20 protein-coding genes are annotated in these 18875 nt (G+C 63.0%); 13 read left to right on the forward strand and 7 right to left on the reverse strand.

Annotated features, from left to right (window positions below; all coding sequences use genetic code 11):
• Positions 1-191 precede the first annotated feature (191 nt).
• Genes FYC77_RS14560 through FYC77_RS14570 form a run of 3 tightly spaced genes read right to left on the reverse strand, consistent with a single transcriptional unit; the run spans position 192 to position 1296 of the window.
• The gene (locus FYC77_RS14560; RefSeq protein ID WP_149082220.1) at positions 192-437 is read right to left on the reverse strand and encodes a HalOD1 output domain-containing protein; all 246 of its coding nucleotides are present in this window, start codon (positions 435-437) and stop codon (positions 192-194) included.
• Positions 438-440: 3 nt separating this feature from the next.
• Entirely contained in the window at positions 441-1049 is a 609-nt protein-coding gene (locus tag FYC77_RS14565; protein ID WP_149082221.1) for a DsrE/DsrF/DrsH-like family protein, read from the reverse strand.
• 1 nt (position 1050) lies between these two features.
• The gene (locus FYC77_RS14570) at positions 1051-1296 is read right to left on the reverse strand and encodes a sulfurtransferase TusA family protein (RefSeq protein ID WP_149082222.1); all 246 of its coding nucleotides are present in this window, start codon (positions 1294-1296) and stop codon (positions 1051-1053) included.
• A gap of 244 nt (positions 1297-1540) precedes the next feature.
• Between FYC77_RS14570 and FYC77_RS14575 the strand changes: the two genes are divergently transcribed.
• The 6 genes from FYC77_RS14575 (at position 1541) to FYC77_RS14600 (ending at position 7337) form a co-directional block, all read left to right on the forward strand.
• Positions 1541-2734 (forward strand): MBL fold metallo-hydrolase, encoded by a 1194-nt coding sequence (locus tag FYC77_RS14575; RefSeq protein WP_149082223.1) that lies wholly within the window; start codon positions 1541-1543, stop codon positions 2732-2734.
• Between the two features lie 17 nt (positions 2735-2751).
• Complete coding sequence (locus FYC77_RS14580) at positions 2752-3309, forward strand: YeeE/YedE family protein (protein WP_149082224.1); 558 nt, start codon at positions 2752-2754, stop codon at positions 3307-3309.
• A gap of 1 nt (position 3310) precedes the next feature.
• A complete protein-coding gene (locus FYC77_RS14585; protein WP_149082225.1) occupies positions 3311-3772 on the forward strand; it encodes a YeeE/YedE family protein in 462 nt (153 codons plus the stop codon).
• A 24-nt stretch (positions 3773-3796) separates the two neighbouring features.
• A complete protein-coding gene (locus tag FYC77_RS14590; RefSeq protein WP_149082226.1) occupies positions 3797-4981 on the forward strand; it encodes an inorganic phosphate transporter in 1185 nt (394 codons plus the stop codon).
• Between the two features lie 121 nt (positions 4982-5102).
• A complete protein-coding gene (locus FYC77_RS14595) occupies positions 5103-6356 on the forward strand; it encodes a glycosyltransferase (RefSeq protein ID WP_149082227.1) in 1254 nt (417 codons plus the stop codon).
• A 78-nt stretch (positions 6357-6434) separates the two neighbouring features.
• Positions 6435-7337, forward strand: coding sequence for a universal stress protein (locus FYC77_RS14600; protein ID WP_149082228.1), 903 nt, complete (start codon positions 6435-6437; stop codon positions 7335-7337).
• Positions 7338-7351: 14 nt separating this feature from the next.
• Here the strand turns inward: FYC77_RS14600 and FYC77_RS14605 are convergent, their stop codons facing one another.
• Positions 7352-8326, reverse strand: a complete 975-nt coding sequence (locus FYC77_RS14605) for a sugar phosphate nucleotidyltransferase (protein WP_149082229.1) — start codon at positions 8324-8326, stop codon at positions 7352-7354.
• Between the two features lie 261 nt (positions 8327-8587).
• Between FYC77_RS14605 and FYC77_RS14610 the strand changes: the two genes are divergently transcribed.
• The 3 genes from FYC77_RS14610 to FYC77_RS14620 all read left to right on the forward strand — a co-directional run bounded on the left by FYC77_RS14610 (position 8588) and on the right by FYC77_RS14620 (position 10567).
• A complete protein-coding gene (locus FYC77_RS14610) occupies positions 8588-8866 on the forward strand; it encodes an antitoxin VapB family protein (RefSeq protein WP_149082230.1) in 279 nt (92 codons plus the stop codon).
• On the forward strand, positions 8853-9254 hold the full coding sequence (locus FYC77_RS14615) for a PIN domain-containing protein (RefSeq protein WP_149082231.1): 402 nt from the start codon (positions 8853-8855) through the stop codon (positions 9252-9254). The genes FYC77_RS14610 and FYC77_RS14615 overlap by 14 nt, the downstream gene beginning before the upstream one ends.
• A gap of 140 nt (positions 9255-9394) precedes the next feature.
• Positions 9395-10567 carry an inorganic phosphate transporter gene (locus FYC77_RS14620; RefSeq protein WP_149082232.1) on the forward strand — a complete coding sequence of 391 codons (1173 nt, stop codon included), beginning with the start codon at positions 9395-9397 and terminating at the stop codon, positions 10565-10567.
• 132 nt (positions 10568-10699) lie between these two features.
• Here FYC77_RS14620 and FYC77_RS14625 read toward each other — a convergent pair whose 3' ends face one another.
• Positions 10700-10903 (reverse strand): DUF7501 family protein, encoded by a 204-nt coding sequence (locus tag FYC77_RS14625; protein WP_149082233.1) that lies wholly within the window; start codon positions 10901-10903, stop codon positions 10700-10702.
• A gap of 198 nt (positions 10904-11101) precedes the next feature.
• Between FYC77_RS14625 and FYC77_RS14630 the strand changes: the two genes are divergently transcribed.
• The gene (locus FYC77_RS14630) at positions 11102-11542 is read left to right on the forward strand and encodes a DUF7522 family protein (RefSeq protein ID WP_149082234.1); all 441 of its coding nucleotides are present in this window, start codon (positions 11102-11104) and stop codon (positions 11540-11542) included.
• Positions 11543-11623: 81 nt separating this feature from the next.
• On the opposite strand, the gene ppsA is transcribed toward FYC77_RS14630, so the two are convergent.
• Entirely contained in the window at positions 11624-13906 is a 2283-nt protein-coding gene (ppsA, locus tag FYC77_RS14635) for a pyruvate, water dikinase (RefSeq protein WP_149082235.1), read from the reverse strand.
• A gap of 129 nt (positions 13907-14035) precedes the next feature.
• Between ppsA and FYC77_RS14640 the strand changes: the two genes are divergently transcribed.
• Positions 14036-15466, forward strand: coding sequence for an ADP-dependent glucokinase/phosphofructokinase (locus FYC77_RS14640; protein ID WP_149082236.1), 1431 nt, complete (start codon positions 14036-14038; stop codon positions 15464-15466).
• 85 nt (positions 15467-15551) lie between these two features.
• Positions 15552-16616, forward strand: a complete 1065-nt coding sequence (gap, locus tag FYC77_RS14645; RefSeq protein WP_149082237.1) for a type I glyceraldehyde-3-phosphate dehydrogenase — start codon at positions 15552-15554, stop codon at positions 16614-16616.
• A 120-nt stretch (positions 16617-16736) separates the two neighbouring features.
• Here the strand turns inward: gap and FYC77_RS14650 are convergent, their stop codons facing one another.
• The gene (locus FYC77_RS14650; protein ID WP_149082238.1) at positions 16737-18095 is read right to left on the reverse strand and encodes a sulfatase family protein; all 1359 of its coding nucleotides are present in this window, start codon (positions 18093-18095) and stop codon (positions 16737-16739) included.
• A gap of 175 nt (positions 18096-18270) precedes the next feature.
• Between FYC77_RS14650 and FYC77_RS14655 the strand changes: the two genes are divergently transcribed.
• Positions 18271-18762: a pyridoxamine 5'-phosphate oxidase family protein gene (locus FYC77_RS14655; protein ID WP_149082239.1), complete on the forward strand. Its 492-nt coding sequence runs from the start codon at positions 18271-18273 to the stop codon at positions 18760-18762.
• Positions 18763-18875 lie beyond the last annotated feature (113 nt).

Raw genomic sequence — 18875 nt, forward strand, 5'->3', positions numbered from 1 at the left:
CTCCGACTTCCTTTCGCCCTGATTCGAACAGACTAGTCAACGAGATCTTCAAAACTCATCTCACCACGTACCGACCGTTTCTAATCGCCGTACTTACCAGTATTGATAAGTAACGAACGCCGTATTTGTGCTAAATAGTCAGCAGACTCTCTTTTGAGCGGCCGTCGGGACGGTCGTATAAACTGTCATATCTACGTCACGCCGACGGAACCATCGGACGTAACCGTCACGTCGTACCCACAATAGCTGAACGTCACACGGCCACGTCGCGTCGAGCCGGCGGCAGTCGTCGGTTCGAACAGCCGGTCTAACGCAGTCGGATCGACGACGTCGTTGAGTGGCGGCTCGAGGGAACCGGGAGTGACGTCCTCTGCATCGGCGACCTGTTCGACGACGCGTAGACTCGGTTTCGAGCGAGCGAACGCGGAGTCTCCCATGGACTACACCAGCAGTTGAATGTCGGATTCGGCCATGTGCTGTAATGCGGTCGCCGCACCGACGCCCGTGGTGACGCCGTCGTAGAAGTTCTCCTCGTCGTAGTCCATCAACTCGATGGTCATCTGGCAGGCCTGGAGATCGACGCCGCTCTCGAGTGAGAGTTCGATCAACTCCTCGATGGTGGCGGTCCCGTTCTCGTCGATGCGCTTTTCCATCATGCGGGTGGCCATCCGATCCATCCCGGGAATCGCGGCGATGGCGTTCGGGACCGGCATGTTCGGGTTGCCAACGGCGCTCAGCTTGAGGTTCTTCGAGTTCTCCTCGTGGAGGATATCGAGTCCCCAAAACGTATGGAAGACGACGACGTCCCAGCCGAAGGCGGCGGCCGTGCTCCCGAGGATCAGCGGCGGGTACGCCATGTCGAAGGTCCCCTGGGTTGCGACGATGGTCATCTTCTTCCCGTCGTCGGCTGCGTCGCTCTCGGCGACCGACTCCTCGAGTTCGTCGACGCGTTCGCGCAGCGCCTGTAACTCCGCGGGGTCGATTTCGGCTTCGGGCTCCAGTTCGCCCTCGGTCTCGTCCGCTGCTGTCGGTTGGTTGTCCGTACTCATGTTAGTCCGACTTCTTGACGTAGTGGGTGTAGAGGTCGTCTCCCTCGACCTGATCGAGGAGCTCGACGCCGCTGGTTCCATCGGCCCAACCCTGGATGTCACTCATACTGCCCGAGTCGGTTGCCACAACCTCGAGTACGTCGCCGGCCTCGAGGTCGTCGATGGCCTGTTTGGTTTTGACGATGGGCATCGGGCAGGACTGTCCTTTCACGTCGAGCGTCTCCGTGGTATCGTATTCTGAACTCATGGTCGATCTTTGTGCTCTGTATTGGAGCTATCATACAATATCGGTGCCACCCATAAAAGCGTATCGATTATTGCACTGTACCCAAACACCCGGTGTTGGGCTGGATCACGACATAGTAGCTACAGCCGTTCATACACGCGTATACCAATATCAATCTCTTCGTCCTCGTCATCGGTATTGTGGTGTGTGGGAAATACTATACAAAACCTTAAGTGCTCGCAGCCAGTACTGGGCAGTGTACAACATGGACGAGATGGACTTTCCAACGCCGGACGTCGAGATCGAATCGGTGACGCCGGACGAGCTGAAAGCACGTATCGACGCGGGAGAGAACGTCACGCTGCTCGACGCGCGGATGGAGTCGGACTACGAGGAGTGGCGGGTCGACGGCGAGAACGTCGAATCGATCAACGTTCCGTACTTCCAGTTCCTCGACGAAGAGCTCGACGACGACGTTCTGGCAGCGGTGCCGGACGACCGCGAGGTCACGGTTCTCTGTGCCAAAGGCGGCGCCAGTGAGTTCGTTGCCGGTTCGCTCGCCGAGCGTGGCTACGACGTCAACCACCTCGAGGAGGGAATGAACGGCTGGGCGCGCATCTACGAGCGCGTCGAGGTCGAACGCTACGACGGAAGCGGGACGCTCTACCAGTATCAGCGTCCCTCGAGTGGCTGTCTCGGCTACCTCGTCGCCGACGGCGACGAGGCGGCCGTGATCGACCCGCTGCGCGCGTTCACGGACCGCTATCTCGAGGACGCCGACGAACTCGACGTCGATCTGCAGTACGCGATCGACACGCACATCCACGCGGACCACATCTCGGGCGTTCGAAACCTCGTCGAGGAGGACGTCGAGGGTGTCATCCCCGAGGCGTCCGTCGACCGCGGCGTCACCTACGCCGACGAGATGACGCTGGCCGCGGACGGCGACGAGTTCCAGGTCGGGTCGGCGACGATCGAGACCGTCTCCACGCCCGGCCACACCTCCGGAATGACCTCGTACCTGATCGACGGCTCACTGCTCGCGACCGGCGACGGGCTGTTCGTCGAGAGCGTCGCCCGCCCCGACTTAGAGGAGGGTGACGACGGTGCGCCCGAAGCGGCGAGTCAGCTCTACGAGTCGCTGCAAGAACGCGTGCTGACTCTGCCCGACGAGACGCTCATCGGCGGTGCTCACTTCAGCGACGCCGCCGAGCCAGCCGACGACGGCACCTACACCGCACCGATCGGCCAGCTCGAGGCGGAGATGGATGCACTGACGATGGACGAAGACGCGTTCGTCGAGTTGATCCTCTCGGATATGCCCCCTCGCCCTGCCAACTACGAGGACATCATTCCGACGAACCTCGGCCAGCAGGAGGCCGACGACGAGGAGGCGTTCGAACTCGAGCTCGGTCCGAACAACTGCGCCGCCAGCCAGGAGTCCCTGGCCGGTGACTAACCACATTCAGCAACCGAATGGTAACTGAACTCTTCGCGCCCGCGCTGTACGAGACGCTGTTCCCCGTCGGGATCAGTCGGTACGTCGTTGGCGGGGTGCTCGTCGGCCTCGGTGCCGTCGTCATCTACCTCGGGACCGGCATTCCGGCCGGCGCGAGCACCTTCCTCGAGTCGACGCTGTCGTACGTCTCGGACCAGTCGCGGTTCCAGCAGTACGTCAGTTCGCGCGACTGGCGGGTCGTCTTCACGCTCGGGATCATCGCCGGCGCGTTCGTTTACGCGCTTACCGTCCAGTCCGGGCTGGTCTCGAGCGGGCTCTACGAGCCCGGGACGACCGGCCAGCTCTACGACGTCGGTGGGATCACGCTCTGGCTGACCGACGTTCAGCCGTGGCGGCTGTTCCTCGGCGGGATCCTCGTGGGCATCGGGACCCGGATCGGCAAGGGCTGTACGTCGGGCCACGGGGTCTGTGGCGTCGGCTCGGCGTCGAAGACGTCGATCGTCGGCGTGATCACGTTCCTGCTCGTGGCGATCGGAACGGCCCAGGTCGTGATGGCACTGGGGGTGACACCGTAGTATGAGTCAGCAACGACATCCCCTGTTCATGCCGCTGATCTTCGTCGGCGGCCTGATCTTCGGCTTCGGTCTCGGGTTCAGTCATATGGCTCGCCCGGAGGTCGTCCTGAACTTCCTGCAGTTCCAGGATTTCGGACTGCTGTTCGTCATGTTCGGTGCGGCGATCGTCACTGGGATCGCCTTCGCAGTGATGCCGCGACTCCGCGATCGCGCGCCGCTGACGGGCGACACCTACGGTCGGCGGCTGAAGTCGTTCGACCGCAACGTCTTGATCGGCGGTGCGATCTTCGGCGTCGGCTGGGGGCTGTCGGGGATCTGTCCCGGCGCGGCCTACGCCAGCCTCGGCGTCGGCAACGTTACGATCCTCTGGGCGCTGGCCGGCATGTTCGTCGGCGCGTACGTTCAGGGCTATTGGCGCAGCCAGCGCACCGCCGCGGAGACGACGCCCACAGGCGCCGACTGAGGAGTTTTAGACGCGTATTCTCCGATGGAACTCGCAACGATACTCCTGTTTCTCGTCGCCGGGATCTCGAGTCTCTTTATGGCCTGGGTCATCGGTGCCGGCTCGAGCGGGGCGACGCCCTTTGCGCCAGCCGTCGGCGCAAACGCCATCTCGACGATGCGTGCGGCATTTCTCGTCGGCATCCTCGGCTTCGCCGGCGCAGTAACTCAGGGTGCGAGCGTTTCGGAGGCTGTCGGTGCGGGACTGGTCGACGGCGTGACGCTTCCGACCGTCGGCGTCATCGTCGTGTTGGTGATCGGTGCCGGGCTAATGGCGTTTGGTATTTCGACCGGCTACCCGATCGCGACCGCGTTCACGGTAACCGGCGCGGTCGTCGGCGTCGGGTTCGCGATCGGCGGCGATCCCGCCTGGGGGAAGTACGCCGAAATCGGAGCCGTGTGGGTACTGACCCCGTTCGTCGGCGGCGGTATCGCATACGGCATCGCGAGCGTCCTTCCACGATCGGACGTCCCCGAGACCGTCAGCGTGCCGATCCTCGCCGGTCTCGTCGGTGCGGTCGTCGTCAACCTCGAGTTCGTGGTTCTCGAGTCGGTTGGCGGATCGATCGCCGCCGGCGGCACCGGTCTGTTGCCCGTCGCCGGCGTCGCCGGCGTGGTCGCCGTCTCGCTCGTCGTCGGAACGCTCGCGGCGGCCCTCGTCCGCTGGGACGTCCGCCGTGACCTCGCTGGTGGGCTGCGTCGCTTTTTGCTCTCGCTTGGCGCGCTCGTCGCGTTCTCCGCTGGGGCGAGCCAGGTCGGCCTGGCCGTTGGTCCGCTGTTCCCGTTGATCGAGGACCACTCGCTGGTGTCACCGTTGGTCGTGTTGCTCGGCGGTGGCATCGGTATCCTCGTTGGCTCGTGGACGAGCGCACCCCGGATGATCAAATCGATCTCCCAGGAGTACGCGTCACTGGGTCCGCGACGCTCGATCGCAACGCTCGTCCCGTCGTTTCTCATCGCCCAGACCGCGGTCCTGCTCGGAGTGCCAGTTTCGTTCAACGAGATTATCGTGAGTGCCATCATCGGCAGCGGTCTCGCAGTCACCGGGGCCAGCGGCATCAGCCCGCGAAAGCTCGGACTCACTGTCGTCGCCTGGATCGGCTCGCTTCTCCTCGCGTTCGCCCTCGGTTACGGCTCGATGGTCGTTATCGGGCTGAGTCCGATCGCGTGATACGGACTGCTATCCCCCGCTTCCCGGTGTTATCACGTGGCTACTCGTTCGTTCGGCGAACCCACAACTGTCCGTCGCCCCCACAACTGATACCACCGGTCGTTGTACGACGGGTAGGACGATGCACGCGCCATCACTTTCGGATCGAACGATCGACGCGTACACCGACGTGACGGGTCAGGATCGTCTCGAGCGGCTGCGGTCGCTCGCCGGCACCCTCTCCGAGAGCCGCATCCTTCACGTCAACTCGACCGCGACCGGCGGCGGCGTCGCCGAACTGCTCCGGTCGATCGTTCCGCTGTGCAACGATCTCGGGGTCGATACCGACTGGCTCGTCATGGACGCCACCGACGACTTCTTCGAAGTGACCAAGGCGATGCACAACGCGCTCCAGGGGGACGGGCCCTCGCTGACCGAGGAGATGAAGGCGACCTATCGGACCGTCAACGAGGAAAACGCCCGCGAACTCGAGGACGAAGGCGAATACGATCTCATCGTTATCCACGATCCACAGCCGCTTGGGATGCTCGATCACCTCGAAGCGACGATGCCGACCGTACCGATCGTCTGGCGCTGTCACATCGACCTCACCGATCCGACCGAGGAGTACCTCGCGTTCGTCTCCGAGTACACGAAGCGGGTCGACCACGCGATCTTCAGCCGATCCGGCTACATCGGCGACACCGCGGTTCCGGGGACGAGCATCATCTACCCGTCGATCGATCCCGTCACGGAGAAAAACCGCTCGCTCGACGCAGAGACGGTGTCTGCCGCGTGTGACCGGCTGGATCCACTCTCGTTCGAGAACCCGGTCGTCACGCAGATCTCCCGGTTCGATCCGTGGAAAGACCAGTTCGGAACCCTCGAGGCGTACCGCCGAGCCAGCGAGGACGTGTCGAACCTCCAGTTAGCGCTGGTCGGCGGGATGGCCGGCGACGATCCGGAGGGCCTGGAGTTGTACGAACAGGTCGCCGAGGAGGCGGCCGCCGATCCGGACGTCCACGTGCTGACCGATCTGCCGGATACCGGCGTGAACGTCCTGCAACGCGAGTCGGACGTCGTCGTCCAGAAGTCGCTTCGCGAGGGGTTCGGACTGGTCGTCTCGGAAGCGCTCTGGAAGCGCACACCGGTCGTCGGATCGAACGTCGGTGGCATCCCGCTGCAGATCGTCGACGGGGAGACCGGCTATCTCGTCGACCCGGACGACGCGACGGGCGCTGGCGAGCGCGTCGTCGACCTCCTCGAGGACGACGACCGTCGGACGAAGTTCGGCGAGAACGCACGCGAACACGTTCGCGAGCGGTTCCTGTTGCCTCGTCAGCTCGAGGAGTTGCTGGACGTGATCGTCGCGCAACGACACCCCGACCAGCGATGAGTCGGGTGGGACCGTCTCCGGAATCCCGTGGCCCCACACAATTATCCACCGGGGCGGTGAAGTCCGGCTGTAACAGCCATGAGCCGGCTCATCGACTCGATACTGATACCGACCGACGGCAGCGAGGGTGCGCTCGCGGGAGCAAAACGCGCAATCGCGCTCGCCTCGCGGACGAACGCGGACGTACACGTTCTCTCGGTCGTCGCCGTTCGCAGTGACTTAGAGGAAGGTACCGACGCGGTGGAGTCGCTGTACGCGTCACTCGAGGCCGAGGCCGAAGACGCCGTCGAGACCGTCGCGGAGATGGCACGATCCGCCGACGCGGATCTCGAGGTGATGACGGTCGTCACGCGCGGGACGCCGTTCCAGTCGATTCGGGAGTACGCCACGCGACGCGAGATCGACGTCATCGCCATGGGGACGACAGGCCGGACGGGGCTGGACAGGGTCCTTCTGGGTAGCGTCACTGAGAACGTCCTCCGGACGGCACGAACACCCGTCCTCGCCGTCCCGCCGAACGCCGACGCGACCGAGATCGACGACGTCGCGTTCGGGGAGTTCCTCCTGCCGACGGACGGAAGCGACGGAGCCGAAATCGCAGCCGACTGGGGAATCGCGCTGGCGAGCCAGTTGGAGTCGATCGTTCACGCGGTGTACTCCGTCGACACGAGCCGCGTCTCCCGAGCCAAAGCGCCGGACGAACTCCTCTCCGCGCTCGAGGACAGCGGCGAGGACGCCCTCGAGACGGTTCGACAGCGGGCCGACGACGCTGACGTCACCGTCTCCGGAGCGCTCGCGACCGGCCCGCCGGCGGACGTGATTCTCGCGACGTCGGGCGAACGCGACGTCGACCTCATCGTCATGGGTACGCACGGCCGGACCGGCGTCGGACAGTGGTTCCTCGGGAGTGTCACCGAGAACGTCGTCCGGCAGGCCGACGTCCCGGTGTTTTGCGTCCCGGTCAGCGCCGAGTCGCCGTGACCACTGCCTCGAGATTAGTTCGCTGGCCCGTCCGGAATCTGCGTATACGCGCCGATCAGTGCATCGTGCAACTCGAGTCCGCCGAGCGTTGCGCTTTCGTCGACGATCGACCGGCGCACGGTCGATCCCTCCAGCCGCACGTTCGGAAAGATCACCGCCTGTTCGACGTCGACGTCGACGAGCGTCGCGTCCGCCATCACGTGCACGTCGTCGCCCACCGTCGCGTTCTCGAGCGAAGCGGTGTCGGCAACCCGCGCCTCGCCGTCTAACTGCCAGGCGACGGCGTCGAGATAGCTCTCTCGCGTCCCGATATCGAACCAGTCGCCCTCGAACGTGTACGCGTACGTCGGTTCGCGAGACTGCAGCCACTGGACGAACCAGCCCGGCTCGTCGGGATCGTTCCCCCCCTCGAGGTACGTCGACAGCAACTCGAGTGTCTCCGCGGGAAACGCGTAGCAGCCGACCGAGACGCGCGTTCCGGGTGGATCGTCGGGTTTCTCCTGAAAGTCGACGACGCGGTCGTCCTCGAGGTCGACGACGCCGTAGGCGGTCGCCCGCTCCGTCGAGCCGACGTCGTAGGCGGCGATCGTCGGCCCCGCTCGTTGTTCGTAATACTCGAGAAAGTCCCCGACGGCGAAATCGAAGATGTTGTCGCCGGCGATCACCAGCAGGTCGTCGTCGAGCTCTTCGCGCTCGACCAGCTGGGCGAGTGCGCCGACGACGCCGAGTTTCTCGTCCTCTTCGCGCGTTTGCTCGACCGAGAGTCGCGGCTTATCGTACGGGCTGTCCGCCAGCTGGGCCTCGAAATCGGGCGCGAACCGTTCGTTCGTGCTGACGTAGACCTCGTCGACGCGCGGCTCCGCCTCGAGTTCGGCGTAGATGCGCTCGATGACGGTGGTCTCCCCGAGCGGGAGAAACATCTTCGGGCGGTGCCTCGTGATCGGCCACAGCCGAGTCGCGTATCCGCCGGCGAGGACGACGGCTTTCATCGGTTCAGATCGCCCCCCGAAAGACGGCGTTTGGCTCCGATACCGCGCGCTGATCGCGTGAATCCTGGGCGGTTCGTACTCATAGATCTGGATGGGTCCTGGCTACGACCTCCCACGACGCTCGTGGTAAACCTTTCATCCGCGGCTGGCTCGAGGGGGACGGTTCGCAGCTGAGCAGTAGTTAGTACTACGGTTTCTTTATTCGGTTCAGCGTTGGAACCATCAATAAGAATTTTGTGTTTGTGTCTGTATACACAAACTATGGGGACAAAAACCATCGGCATCCGAGATGACGTATACGAGCGGTTGAAGGCTCGAAAACGAGAGGATGAGAGCTTTACAGACCTCATGAACCGAATATTGGATGAAACGACTGTCGATTGGCGTGAAGGATTCGGAACACTTTCCGAAGGAGAAGCCGACGAACTCGAACAAATCGTTAAGGACTCCCGTAATCAAACAAGTGAAGGGCTTTCCGCACGTCAACAAGAGGTTCTTGACGTGCTCGCGGATATAGAGGAAGAAGATGAAACTGCTTGATACAACGTTCCTCATCCATTATTGGGCGGGATGGGAAGCGGTTGAAGACTACCTTGAAACGCACGAAGAAGAGGAATTTGTAACGACGACGCTGAACATCAAAGAAATCGCTGTCGGAAGGGAAATTCAAGGGAAACTTGACCCAGTTGAGATTCAGACAACATTTGAGTGGACGACCATCCTCCCGTTTCAGGTGGAACATGCCGTTATTGCTGGCGAGTTAGAAGCGGAACTTCACCGGGATGAAAATGTGAATCAGGACAAAATAAATTCCCTTTCTGGAGATTTATTGATTGCCGCCGTTGCTAAAGAGGCAGGCGCAACAGTTGTCACACAAAATATGGATGACTTCCAGATATTCGATGGAATATCTGTAGAATCCTATTAATGTCTATATTTATTTGTGAACGAAGAAACCGTACTACTATCCACTGCTAGCGATTCGGAAATCGAATACCCGCAATCGAGTCGGCCGTTCATCGATGGCTAGAATACCTATTTTAGCCTCCGTACCGCCAGTATTCGCCGATGGTCGAGTCCATCCTGTTGGTCGGCGTTTTCGTTTCGATTTTCGTCGGGTTCAACATCGGCGGCTCGTCGACCGGGATCGCCTGGGGACCCGCCGTGGGTGCGGGGTTGATCAGGAAGGCGACTGCGGCGGCGATCATGACTGGGTTCGTCTTTCTGGGCGGCTGGACCGTCGGCCGGAACGTGATGGAAACGCTGAGCGAGGGCGTAATCACGATAGAGATTTCGCTCACGGCCGGCGTCGCCGTGCTTTTTTTCATCGGTCTCGGGATCCTCGTCGCCAATATTTTCGGCGTCCCCATCCCCACCTCGATGACGACCGTCGGGGCGATTGCGGGGCTCGGACTGGCGACGGATACGCTCAACTACGAAACCATTGCGTGGATCCTCTCGTGGTGGATCTTTACTCCCATCTTCGCCTTCTTGATCGGCGCGATCGTCGGCCGATACATCTACTCGGAGCTCAGCCAGCGCGTCCGAATCGAAAATTCGGCGGGACCACTCTTCGTCCTCGAGCGCGATGGCCGGTTCGCCACGCCGGCGCTCGGGCCAAACACGACCTGGCGGGAGGTCGGCGGAACGACTGCTGTCCTCGTCCTCGGCTGTTACATGGCCTTCAGCGCGGGTGCGAGCAACGTCCCGAACGCCGCCGCGCCGCTCGTTAGCGGCGGGGCGCTGGCAGCCGACCCGGCAATCGTCGTTGCGACGGCTGCAATCGGTCTGGGCGGGTTCACGATCGCCCGGCGCACGATGGAATCGGTCGGGAGCGACCTCAGCGATATTCCGCTGCTGGCTGCGCTGATCATCATGCTCACGGCCGCGTCGATTACGACCGCGCTCTCTTATATTGGGATTCCGATTAGCCTCGTCCTGTCGTCGGTCGGCGCGATCGTCGGCCTCGGCTGGGGGCGGGCAACCAGGCCGATCACCGCACGCGAGGCCGTGACGGGTGAGGCGGCCGACACCGAAATCGTGATGGGCGCGCTGACCGCCGAAGACGAACTCGAGGACGTGCCGCCGATCGGCGAGACCGAACCCGAGGACGTGCTCGAGGCGGAGGACCTTCTTAAACCGAAGATAGTCATCAGGTACGTCTCGATGTGGATCGTCGGCCCTTCGATGTCGACGATTCTCGCGTACGCGTTCTTTGTGTTGGTTCCGGGTGTCGTCTAAGAAGCGATTCCAGACGTCGTGAGTACGATTTCTCGGTTTCGCGTTCTCGCTCTCGGCCACGGAAAGCAGCGTCTCGACCGCCACGTCCGGCGGGAGACCGTATTCCGCCATCACTCCATCGAATCCGGCCGGTTAGCCGCTCCACTCTTCACCGATGTCGCTCGCGACGTTTTCACGCCACTGTTCGAACCGTTCACGGCAGGACGCGTGCTCGTCGCTCTCGACGTGATCGATAAACCCCGGACCGCCATCCGTGAGTTCGTGGCCACAAAACGGACAGAAATCGGGGTTATCCCACGCCGATGAATCTCGAGGCGGGTGCTCGTAGTCGTTCATATACTCCGTTCATCAGCTGGACGCATCAATCGTGTGGTGAGACCTGCGTGACGTATGATGGATCTGTGTATAGTAGCTATTGAAACGATTTACACACTGATCGCAACGCTGTCCTGCGATCAGATGTGCAATGACTCTCAGTAGCTACTATAGCTGTAGGCGAAATCTTTGATACGGGATAGCACCTCTAAGTCGTCGATGAACACGGAACCATACAGCACGACGATCAGTACCGACATGGCGACCAGTCTCGTGAGTGCGGCACGCACCAGCCTCGGTGACACACTTCGAAGCGTCGTGTATTTCACACCGTCGGCGTTCGACCTCCTCTACCTTCGCCAAGACCTTTACGATTCGACGGACGCCGCTCGAACGGTCAAAGAGCAACTGGTCGAACTCGAGCGGGTCGGATTCGCGGAGGCACCTGTCAGGACGACAATCACTCATCAGGATGACGGGGCGGGAATCGGACCGTACGAGTTCACCATCCGGTTCCACGAGGATGGATTCGTCATCAGGGTGCTGGAAGGCGACGTCGGAACGATCCTGACAACCGACAGTATGGACCTGAATGCGTTCGAAGACGCTGCCACTGCCGTCCGACGGCTGCTCGCGGACGAATCGTCGGATGGAGAGTGATAGTCACCGATTCACCGATCGAAATTCCGCTTCCAGAGCGAGAGCGCTTCTACGCGCCGTTTAGAGTTCTGACCGTTCCTTTCACGTCTCCTCGAGTTCGGCGACGGTAAGCAGCGTTTCGACCGCGACGTCCGGCGACACCGAAATCGAATCGATCTCCGCCTCGAGCAGGAACTCGACGTACTCCGGAATCGTCGACGGTGCGTCGCCACAGATCCCGACGGGCCGATCGTGGCGGTGGGCTTCCTCGATCAGCGAGGAAATCGATCGCATCACCGACTCGTCGGTCTCGTCGAACAGTGGCGCGAGCTGTTCCGAGTTGCGGTCGACGCCCAGCGTCAACTGCGTGAGGTCGTTCGATCCGATGGAAAAGCCGTCGAACAACTCGGCAAATCGATCCGCGAGGACGATGTTCGAGGGTAGTTCAGCCATCACGTACACGTCCATCTCCTCCGGCGGGAGACCGTACTCGGCCATCAGCTCGAGGACGCGTTCGCCCTCCGCGGGCGTCCGACAGAACGGCACCATCACGGTGACGTTGTCCAGTCCGACGTCCTCGCGGACCTGACGCAGCGCCTCACACTCCAGCCGGAACGCCTCGCGGAACTGCTCGTCGTAGTACCGGGAGGCGCCGCGCCAGCCGAGCATCGGATTCGACTCCTCCGGTTCGTACTTCCAGCCACCCTCGAGGTTGCGGTACTCGTCGGTCTTGAAGTCGCTGAGCCGAAAGAGCACGTCGTCGGGATAGAACGCAGCGCCGATCTTCGCGATACCGGTCCGTAACGCATCGACGAAGCGCTCCTCTGCGCCGCGCTCGAGCAGTTCCAGCGGGTGGTAGCCGACGTGGGAGGTTACGATGAACTCCTCGCGTGCCAGCCCGACCCCGTCGACGGGGAGGGTCGCGAGCGCGAACGCCCGACCGGGGTCGCCGAGGATCAGTTTGACCGCGGTGTCAGTCTCGGGGAGGTCGTCGACCACCTCCTCGCGGACCTCGTACTCGAGTTCGTCCGCGTAGACCCGGCCGACGTCGGTCGAACAGTCGACCGTGACGGGATCGCCATTCGAGAGCGTCTCCGTCGCGTTACCGGTGCGGACGATCGCCGGAATGCCGAGTTCCCGCGAGACGATCGCCGCGTGGGACGTCTTCCCGCCCCGATCGGTTACGATGGCGCTGGATCGCTTCATCACGGGAACCCAGTCCGGATCGGTCATCTCCGTCACGAGGACGTCGCCTTCTTCGACGCGGTCCATCTCGCGGAGGTCTTCGAGGACACGGACGGGACCGCTGGCGACGGCGTTGCCGATGGCGATCCCGTCGAGCATCTCGTCGGCGTCGCCGGGTTCCGTGAGACTGTACGTTCGAAGGACGTTCCCCTCGGCTGCCCCGTGGACTGTCTCTGGTCGGGCCTGCACGACGAACAGTTCCTCGAGTTGGCCGTCGACGAGCCACTCGATGTCCTGGGGTCGGCCGAAGTGTTCCTCGATGCGGGCCGCGTACGTCGCGAGTTCTCGGATTTGGTCGTCCGAGAGGGCGAACTCGCCCTGTGCGTCCTCGGGGACCGACTCGAGCTTCGTGCCGCCGTTGCGCCGCACCATGCGCTGGGTCTTCCCCCCGAGTTCCTTCTCGACGATCCCGTTCGTCGGCTTGAAGACGACGTATCTGTCGGGATCGACCACGCCCTGGACGACCGGCTCGCCGAACCCGTAGGCCGCCTCGATGACGACGACCTCCTCGAAACCGGTGTCGGGATCGAGGGTGAACAGGACCCCCGAGGACGCCAGGTCGGCCCGGCCCATCTTCTGGACGGTGCAAGCGAGTTTCACCTCGAGGTGATCGAAGTCGTTGTTCTCGCGGTAGACGATCGCCCGGTCGGTAAACAGCGACGCGAAGCAGTGTTTGATCGACTCGAGCAGTTCCGTCCGCCCCGAGACGTTCAGGAACGTCTCCTGTTGGCCCGCAAAGGAGGCGTCCGGAAGGTCCTCGGCGGTCGCGGAACTCCTGACGGCGACCTCGGGATCGCTAAGGTCCAACTGTGCTGCCAGTTTCTCGTACTGCTCGAGGATCGCGGACTCGAGTTCCGCGGGCATTTCCGCATCCGAAATCAGGGTTCGTATCCGCTCGCCGCGCTGTTGCAGATCGGCGACGTCGTCGGCGTCGACTCCGGCCAGTTCCGACTCGATTTCTTCACCGATACCAGTCCGTTCGATGTAGCAGTCGTACGCGTCCGCCGTCGTCGTGAACCCTGGCAACACGGGTACGTCGAGGTCGGCGAGTTCGCCGAGGTTCGCGCTCTTTCCACCGACGGCCCCCGTATCTTCGCTGCTAACGTCTGCTAACCGTCTGCTGAACGTATCTCCTCCCATCGATCTGTCGTGCTGACCACGCCTACGCTAATAAGTCCGAAGGGGGGCTGATCCACTCCTCCGAGCCGGCTTATCGATTCGCGTGGCACGCACAACGTTAACTCGCTGGCGGTGGGAGCAGCCTGCATCATGGTGGACGACCATACCCAGTTAGCGTCCGATATCCAGGCGCTCGAGGGGTTGCCGGTCTTTATTGCGTACAACGCGAACGTCGACGCGATCGTCCGGGTCGGCGAGGACCTCGAGTCGTTTCTCGAACGACCGTCGGAACCCGGCGAGCGCCAGCCGCCGAGTCCGCTGGATTCGAAACGCGACCTCGCGACGGCGATCACGCACACGATGGCGGCCGGACGGGGCGACGAAGTCGCCATGACCGACGAGTTTTCCGCGACCCTCGAGACGGAACTGGAGCCCGACAGCCAGCAGATGGGCGGCCAGACGGGGATCATGACCAATCTCGTCACCGCGCTGGGAGCGTCACCGGTAACCTACACGTACCTGATTTCGGACCGACAGCTCTCGATGTTCGATCACGCCGACGCGGTGGCGTACCCGTCGGTGACCAACGGCGACGTCGAGTTGATCCCGCTGGAGGAGGCGGTCAACACCGACCGGACGAAGATCAACTGGGTGTTCGAGTTCCGCGTCGACGACGAACTCTTCGACGTCCGGGCAATCGAAGACACCCGGTTCATCGCGGCCTCGAGGCCCCCGGAGTTCGATCTCACCGCGGGCGACCTCGACGCCCACGTCGATCAGATCGGCGCGGTCGTCGACGGCGCACTGCTCGCTGGCTATCACAATCTCACGCCCGAGCACGTCGAGGAGGACTACGAGCAGGCCCACCGCCACGCTCGGGACGTGATTCGCCGACTCAAATCCGGCAGCCAGGGCGACGTGCCGGTTCACATCGAGTACGCCGTGACCCACGACGACGACTTGCGAGAGAGTATGTACGAGTGGATTCTCCCTGAGGCAGACGTCGTCGGCGCGGACACGCACGAACTTACCCTTCTTCACAACGACGCCGGTCTCGAAGTCGTGGACGAGGAACCGACGGAGGAGACGCCGTTCGATCGCGACGAAATCATCAGTCACTACCGCATGCTCGAGGCGATCCGGGACGAACTCGGCGTTGGCTGCGTCCAACTCCACGCGATGGAGTACCACCTCGCCGTGATGGACGCGTATCCGCGTCCGGATGCCGTCGCACGCGGGCTGGAGTTTTCCGCCGTCAATGCCGCAACGAAGGCCGCGCTGGGCGACATTACGTCTCCAGATGACCTCGAGACGGGCCTGGAGTACGAGCCCTCCGCGAAGGGACGCAAGGCGATCGAACTCCTCGCGGACCACCTCGAGGAGGCGGTCGAAGATGGCGTCCTCTCGACCCCGACGGTTGCCGCCTGCCCCAATCGGGTCGTCGAGGATCCCGCAGGGACGGTCGGGATCGGCGACATCGTCTCGTCCTCGAGTTTCGTCCTCGAAATTGCGATCGCGAACGGGGGCGGGAACGGGGATGGAGATGGGAATAGGGACGGGGATGGACCCACGTCCTCGTGAAGACTGCCTATCGACTCGCAGGTCTCTCTGACCGTCGGACGGTTTCGGGCCAAGAAATATACAGACAGCGGTGGCCCACCTCCGTATGAGCGCACACACTGACAGCACAGCAACGGAGCCGGTCCGAATCGGACTCAACGGCTTCGGCCGGATCGGCCGCAACGTCCTGCGCGCCGCCCGCTCCGACGACCGCGTCGAGGTCGTCGCCGTCAACGACGTGATGGACAACGACGACATGGCCTACCTGCTCGAGTACGACTCCGTCCACGGCCACCTCGAGGATGTCTCCCGCGATGGCGACACGCTCGTCGTCGCGGACCGGGAGATTCAGCTCTGTACCGAACGCGATCCAACGAGTCTCCCGTGGGACGACCACGACGTCGACGTCGCATTCGAGGCGACCGGCCTCTTTCGGACCCACGACGAGGCAGCCCAGCATCTCGAGGCCGGCGCCGACAAGGTCATCATCTCGGCCCCGCCGAAAGGCGAGCAGCCGGTCCCGATGTTCGTCTACGGCGTCAATCACGACGAGTACGACGGCGCGGACGTCCTCTCGAACGCTTCCTGTACCACGAACTCGGTCGCGCCGGTCGCCCAGCTGTTAGACGAGCGCTTCGGCATCGAGTCCGGCCTGCTGACGACCGTCCACGCCTACACAGGGAGCCAGAACCTGATCGACGGGCCCAGCGGCAAGCGTCGCCGCGGGCGCGCCGCCGCCGACAACATCGTCCCGACGACGACCGGTGCGGCGATCGCCACCACCGAAATCCTCCCCGAACTCGAGGGGAAACTCGACGGGATGGCGATGCGTGTTCCCGTCCCGAACGGCTCGATCACCGATCTCACCGTCGACCTCGAGACGGATGTCACCAAGGCGGAACTCGCCGACGCCGTCCGCGAGGCGGCCGGCAACGACCTCGCGGGCGTGCTGGGCTACACCGACGAGGAAATCGTCTCGCGGGACATCGTCGGGCTGCCGTTCGCGTCCTACGTCGACCTCGAGGGCTCGATGGTGCTTGAGGACGGTCTCGTGAAGGTACTGGTCTGGTACGACAACGAGTACGGGTTCTCCGCACAGATGCTCTCACTCGCGAGCCACGTCGCCGCCGAATCGGGGTCGATCGACGGCGAAGCGGCGGCGATGCGCTAATCGGGACCGCGCCGTCTCGAGTCGGTCGATCTGGCCGCTCGAGTCGATCAGGCAGGGAGACGAGTCGGGCCAGTCGGGCCGTCGGTCAGGCAAGGAGACGAGTCAGGCTAACCAGGCCGATCAGGCTGACTCGTGTGGCCACGACTGAATCTCGTCGTAGTCGCCCGGCACGACGGGGCCATCGAGCAGCGGATCGTCGGTCTCGTCCATCCACTCGTAGAGCTCCCGCGAGAGGTCCTGTCGGACGTCCTGATATCTGGGTTCGTAGACGACGTTGTCGTCCTCCTGCGGTGCATCGCGGAGGTCGTACAGTTCCTCGTACTGTCGCGCTGGCGTGCCGTCGGTTTCGCGGACCTCACGGCCCGATTCGCTGGCGAATACGTCCGCCGGGAGATACACCGTAGGGAGGTGCCAGAAGTTCCGGATGTACTTGTACCGATCCGTTCGGATCGCCCGAACTGGGTTGTACATGTCGTGCCAGGTCATCTCGCCGAAGACCCGCTCGCGCGGCTCGTAGTCGCCGTCGTCGCCGTCGGTGATTCGGTCGGCGAAGCTTCGACCATCGATCACGTCGGGGATGTCTATATCGAGGAGTTCGAGCAGTGTCGGCAACACGTCGACGTTACTGAGGAGGTCGTCGTAGCGCTCGCCGGCCTCGATAACGCCCGGATACCGCATCACGAGCGCCGCCTCGAGGCCCGCATCGTAGCAGGTCCCCTTCGCTCGCGGGAAGGCGATGCCGTGTTCGGTCGTGAAAATCACGAGCGTCTCTTTCTCGAGACCGGAGTCGGCCAGCGCCTCGAGGATCGTCCCGACGCCGTCGTCGAGTGCGTACATCATCCCGTGCATTTCGCCGAGATCGTGGCGATGGCCGCGTCGATCCGGGAGGTACGGAAGCGGGCGCACGTCCTCGGGATCGTCGGCGCCGTAGTAGTCGGCGTCGAACCCGAAGCGGCCGTTCTCCTCTTCGGCGCGGTGGCACTCGAAGAAGCCGATGGAGGCGAAAAACGGATCCTCGTACGCGCCCCCCTCGAGAAACGACGAGACGACCGACGCGACGTTACGGGCTCGATTGACCTGATGCACGGCCGGCGAGACGCCCGGATAGAGGTTCCCCTCGGAGTGAACGTGGTCGTACTCGAGGCGGTCCGTGTCCTGGGAGATGTGCTGGAGGCCGAACAGGTGGGTCTCGTAGCCGGCGTCGCTCAGGTACTGGGGCAGGATGCGTTCGTCTTCGTGGATTTCCCAGTCGCCGTGGGCGAGGCCCATAAGGCCGTTGACGTGGGGGACGCGGCCGGTCATGAGGCTCCCGCGACTGGGCGAACACTGCGGTGCGGTCGCGAAGTGGCGTTCGAACAGCGCGCCGGCGTCGGCGAGCGCGTCGACGTGTGGCGTTTCGATGTCGACGCCGTAACAGCCGAGATACTGGCCGATGTCGTGGGCGTGGATCAGGAGGACGTTCGGCTGCGAGTCGTTCATGACCCTGGTCTACAGTAACCTCCGGGATAATTATTTGCCGCCTGATCGACGTGGCGCTCCGCCGTCGGGTGTGTTCGGACCCGGTCCGCCCGCTCGAGCGGATGGCGACGACTCGACCACGATTGTGGCGGTGGTGTGCGAATTATGTGACTTGACCACGTATCGCACAGTACGGATGACAGTCGACGACCTCGCCGAATACGGGATGGAGCGAATGGACGACGACGACATCGTGAGCTTCCTTTCGACGCGGAGCTTCGGCGTTCTCGGCCTCTCGGCCGAAGAGACGCCGTACCTGATTCCGATGTCCTACGGGTTCGACGGGGAATCGCGGCTGTATTTCGGGTACGTTGTGGGGTCCCAGAGCCGGAAAGCGGAGCTCTCGGACCGGGCGGACGCGGCGTCGTTTCTCGTCTACAGCGTCGAGACGATGTTCCACTGGCAAAGCGTTCTCGCGACCGGGACGCTCCGGGCCCTTCCCCCGGACGAGACGTCGAACGCGACGGCGGTCGAGGGGCCGATGTGGCGTCCCGAACTTCTCGAGACGGCGAGTGAGGCGGACGAAAACCAGTATTACGAGTTACAGATCGAGGAGTGGACGGGGCTTCGACACGCGATCGAGCCACCGTCGTTCATGCAACGCTCGAGTCGCGATCGGCCGGAGTGACACGGAGAGGGGCGTCGGTTCGCGATCGATCTCCCGTCGGCCGACCCGGCGACGGTCGTCACAGTGTATGAATCATCAGCGGTTGGATGGATTTGTACAGGTATTAAACGGGA

Source organism: Natrialba swarupiae, from assembly GCF_008245225.1.
In the GTDB taxonomy this organism is placed as follows: Archaea; Halobacteriota; Halobacteria; order Halobacteriales; family Natrialbaceae; genus Natrarchaeobius; species Natrarchaeobius swarupiae.

Bases quoted from the DNA above. Each gene is read 5' to 3' on its own strand.
- FYC77_RS14590 (WP_149082226.1), top strand. From the start codon at position 3,797: ATGGAACTCGCAACGATACTCCTGTTTCTCGTCGCCGGGATCTCGAGT.
- ppsA (WP_149082235.1), bottom strand. From the start codon at position 13,906: ATGGGAGGAGATACGTTCAGCAGACGGTTAGCAGACGTTAGCAGCGAA.
- FYC77_RS14570 (WP_149082222.1), bottom strand. From the start codon at position 1,296: ATGAGTTCAGAATACGATACCACGGAGACGCTCGACGTGAAAGGACAG.
- FYC77_RS14650 (WP_149082238.1), bottom strand. From the start codon at position 18,095: ATGAACGACTCGCAGCCGAACGTCCTCCTGATCCACGCCCACGACATC.
- FYC77_RS14615 (WP_149082231.1), top strand. From the start codon at position 8,853: ATGAAACTGCTTGATACAACGTTCCTCATCCATTATTGGGCGGGATGG.
- FYC77_RS14610 (WP_149082230.1), top strand. From the start codon at position 8,588: ATGGGGACAAAAACCATCGGCATCCGAGATGACGTATACGAGCGGTTG.
- FYC77_RS14575 (WP_149082223.1), top strand. From the start codon at position 1,541: ATGGACGAGATGGACTTTCCAACGCCGGACGTCGAGATCGAATCGGTG.
- FYC77_RS14595 (WP_149082227.1), top strand. From the start codon at position 5,103: ATGCACGCGCCATCACTTTCGGATCGAACGATCGACGCGTACACCGAC.
- FYC77_RS14600 (WP_149082228.1), top strand. From the start codon at position 6,435: ATGAGCCGGCTCATCGACTCGATACTGATACCGACCGACGGCAGCGAG.
- FYC77_RS14655 (WP_149082239.1), top strand. From the start codon at position 18,271: ATGACAGTCGACGACCTCGCCGAATACGGGATGGAGCGAATGGACGAC.
- FYC77_RS14560 (WP_149082220.1), bottom strand. From the start codon at position 437: ATGGGAGACTCCGCGTTCGCTCGCTCGAAACCGAGTCTACGCGTCGTC.
- FYC77_RS14565 (WP_149082221.1), bottom strand. From the start codon at position 1,049: ATGAGTACGGACAACCAACCGACAGCAGCGGACGAGACCGAGGGCGAA.
- FYC77_RS14630 (WP_149082234.1), top strand. From the start codon at position 11,102: ATGAACACGGAACCATACAGCACGACGATCAGTACCGACATGGCGACC.
- FYC77_RS14605 (WP_149082229.1), bottom strand. From the start codon at position 8,326: ATGAAAGCCGTCGTCCTCGCCGGCGGATACGCGACTCGGCTGTGGCCG.
- FYC77_RS14620 (WP_149082232.1), top strand. From the start codon at position 9,395: ATGGTCGAGTCCATCCTGTTGGTCGGCGTTTTCGTTTCGATTTTCGTC.
- gap (WP_149082237.1), top strand. From the start codon at position 15,552: ATGAGCGCACACACTGACAGCACAGCAACGGAGCCGGTCCGAATCGGA.
- FYC77_RS14640 (WP_149082236.1), top strand. From the start codon at position 14,036: ATGGTGGACGACCATACCCAGTTAGCGTCCGATATCCAGGCGCTCGAG.
- FYC77_RS14585 (WP_149082225.1), top strand. From the start codon at position 3,311: ATGAGTCAGCAACGACATCCCCTGTTCATGCCGCTGATCTTCGTCGGC.
- FYC77_RS14625 (WP_149082233.1), bottom strand. From the start codon at position 10,903: ATGAACGACTACGAGCACCCGCCTCGAGATTCATCGGCGTGGGATAAC.
- FYC77_RS14580 (WP_149082224.1), top strand. From the start codon at position 2,752: ATGGTAACTGAACTCTTCGCGCCCGCGCTGTACGAGACGCTGTTCCCC.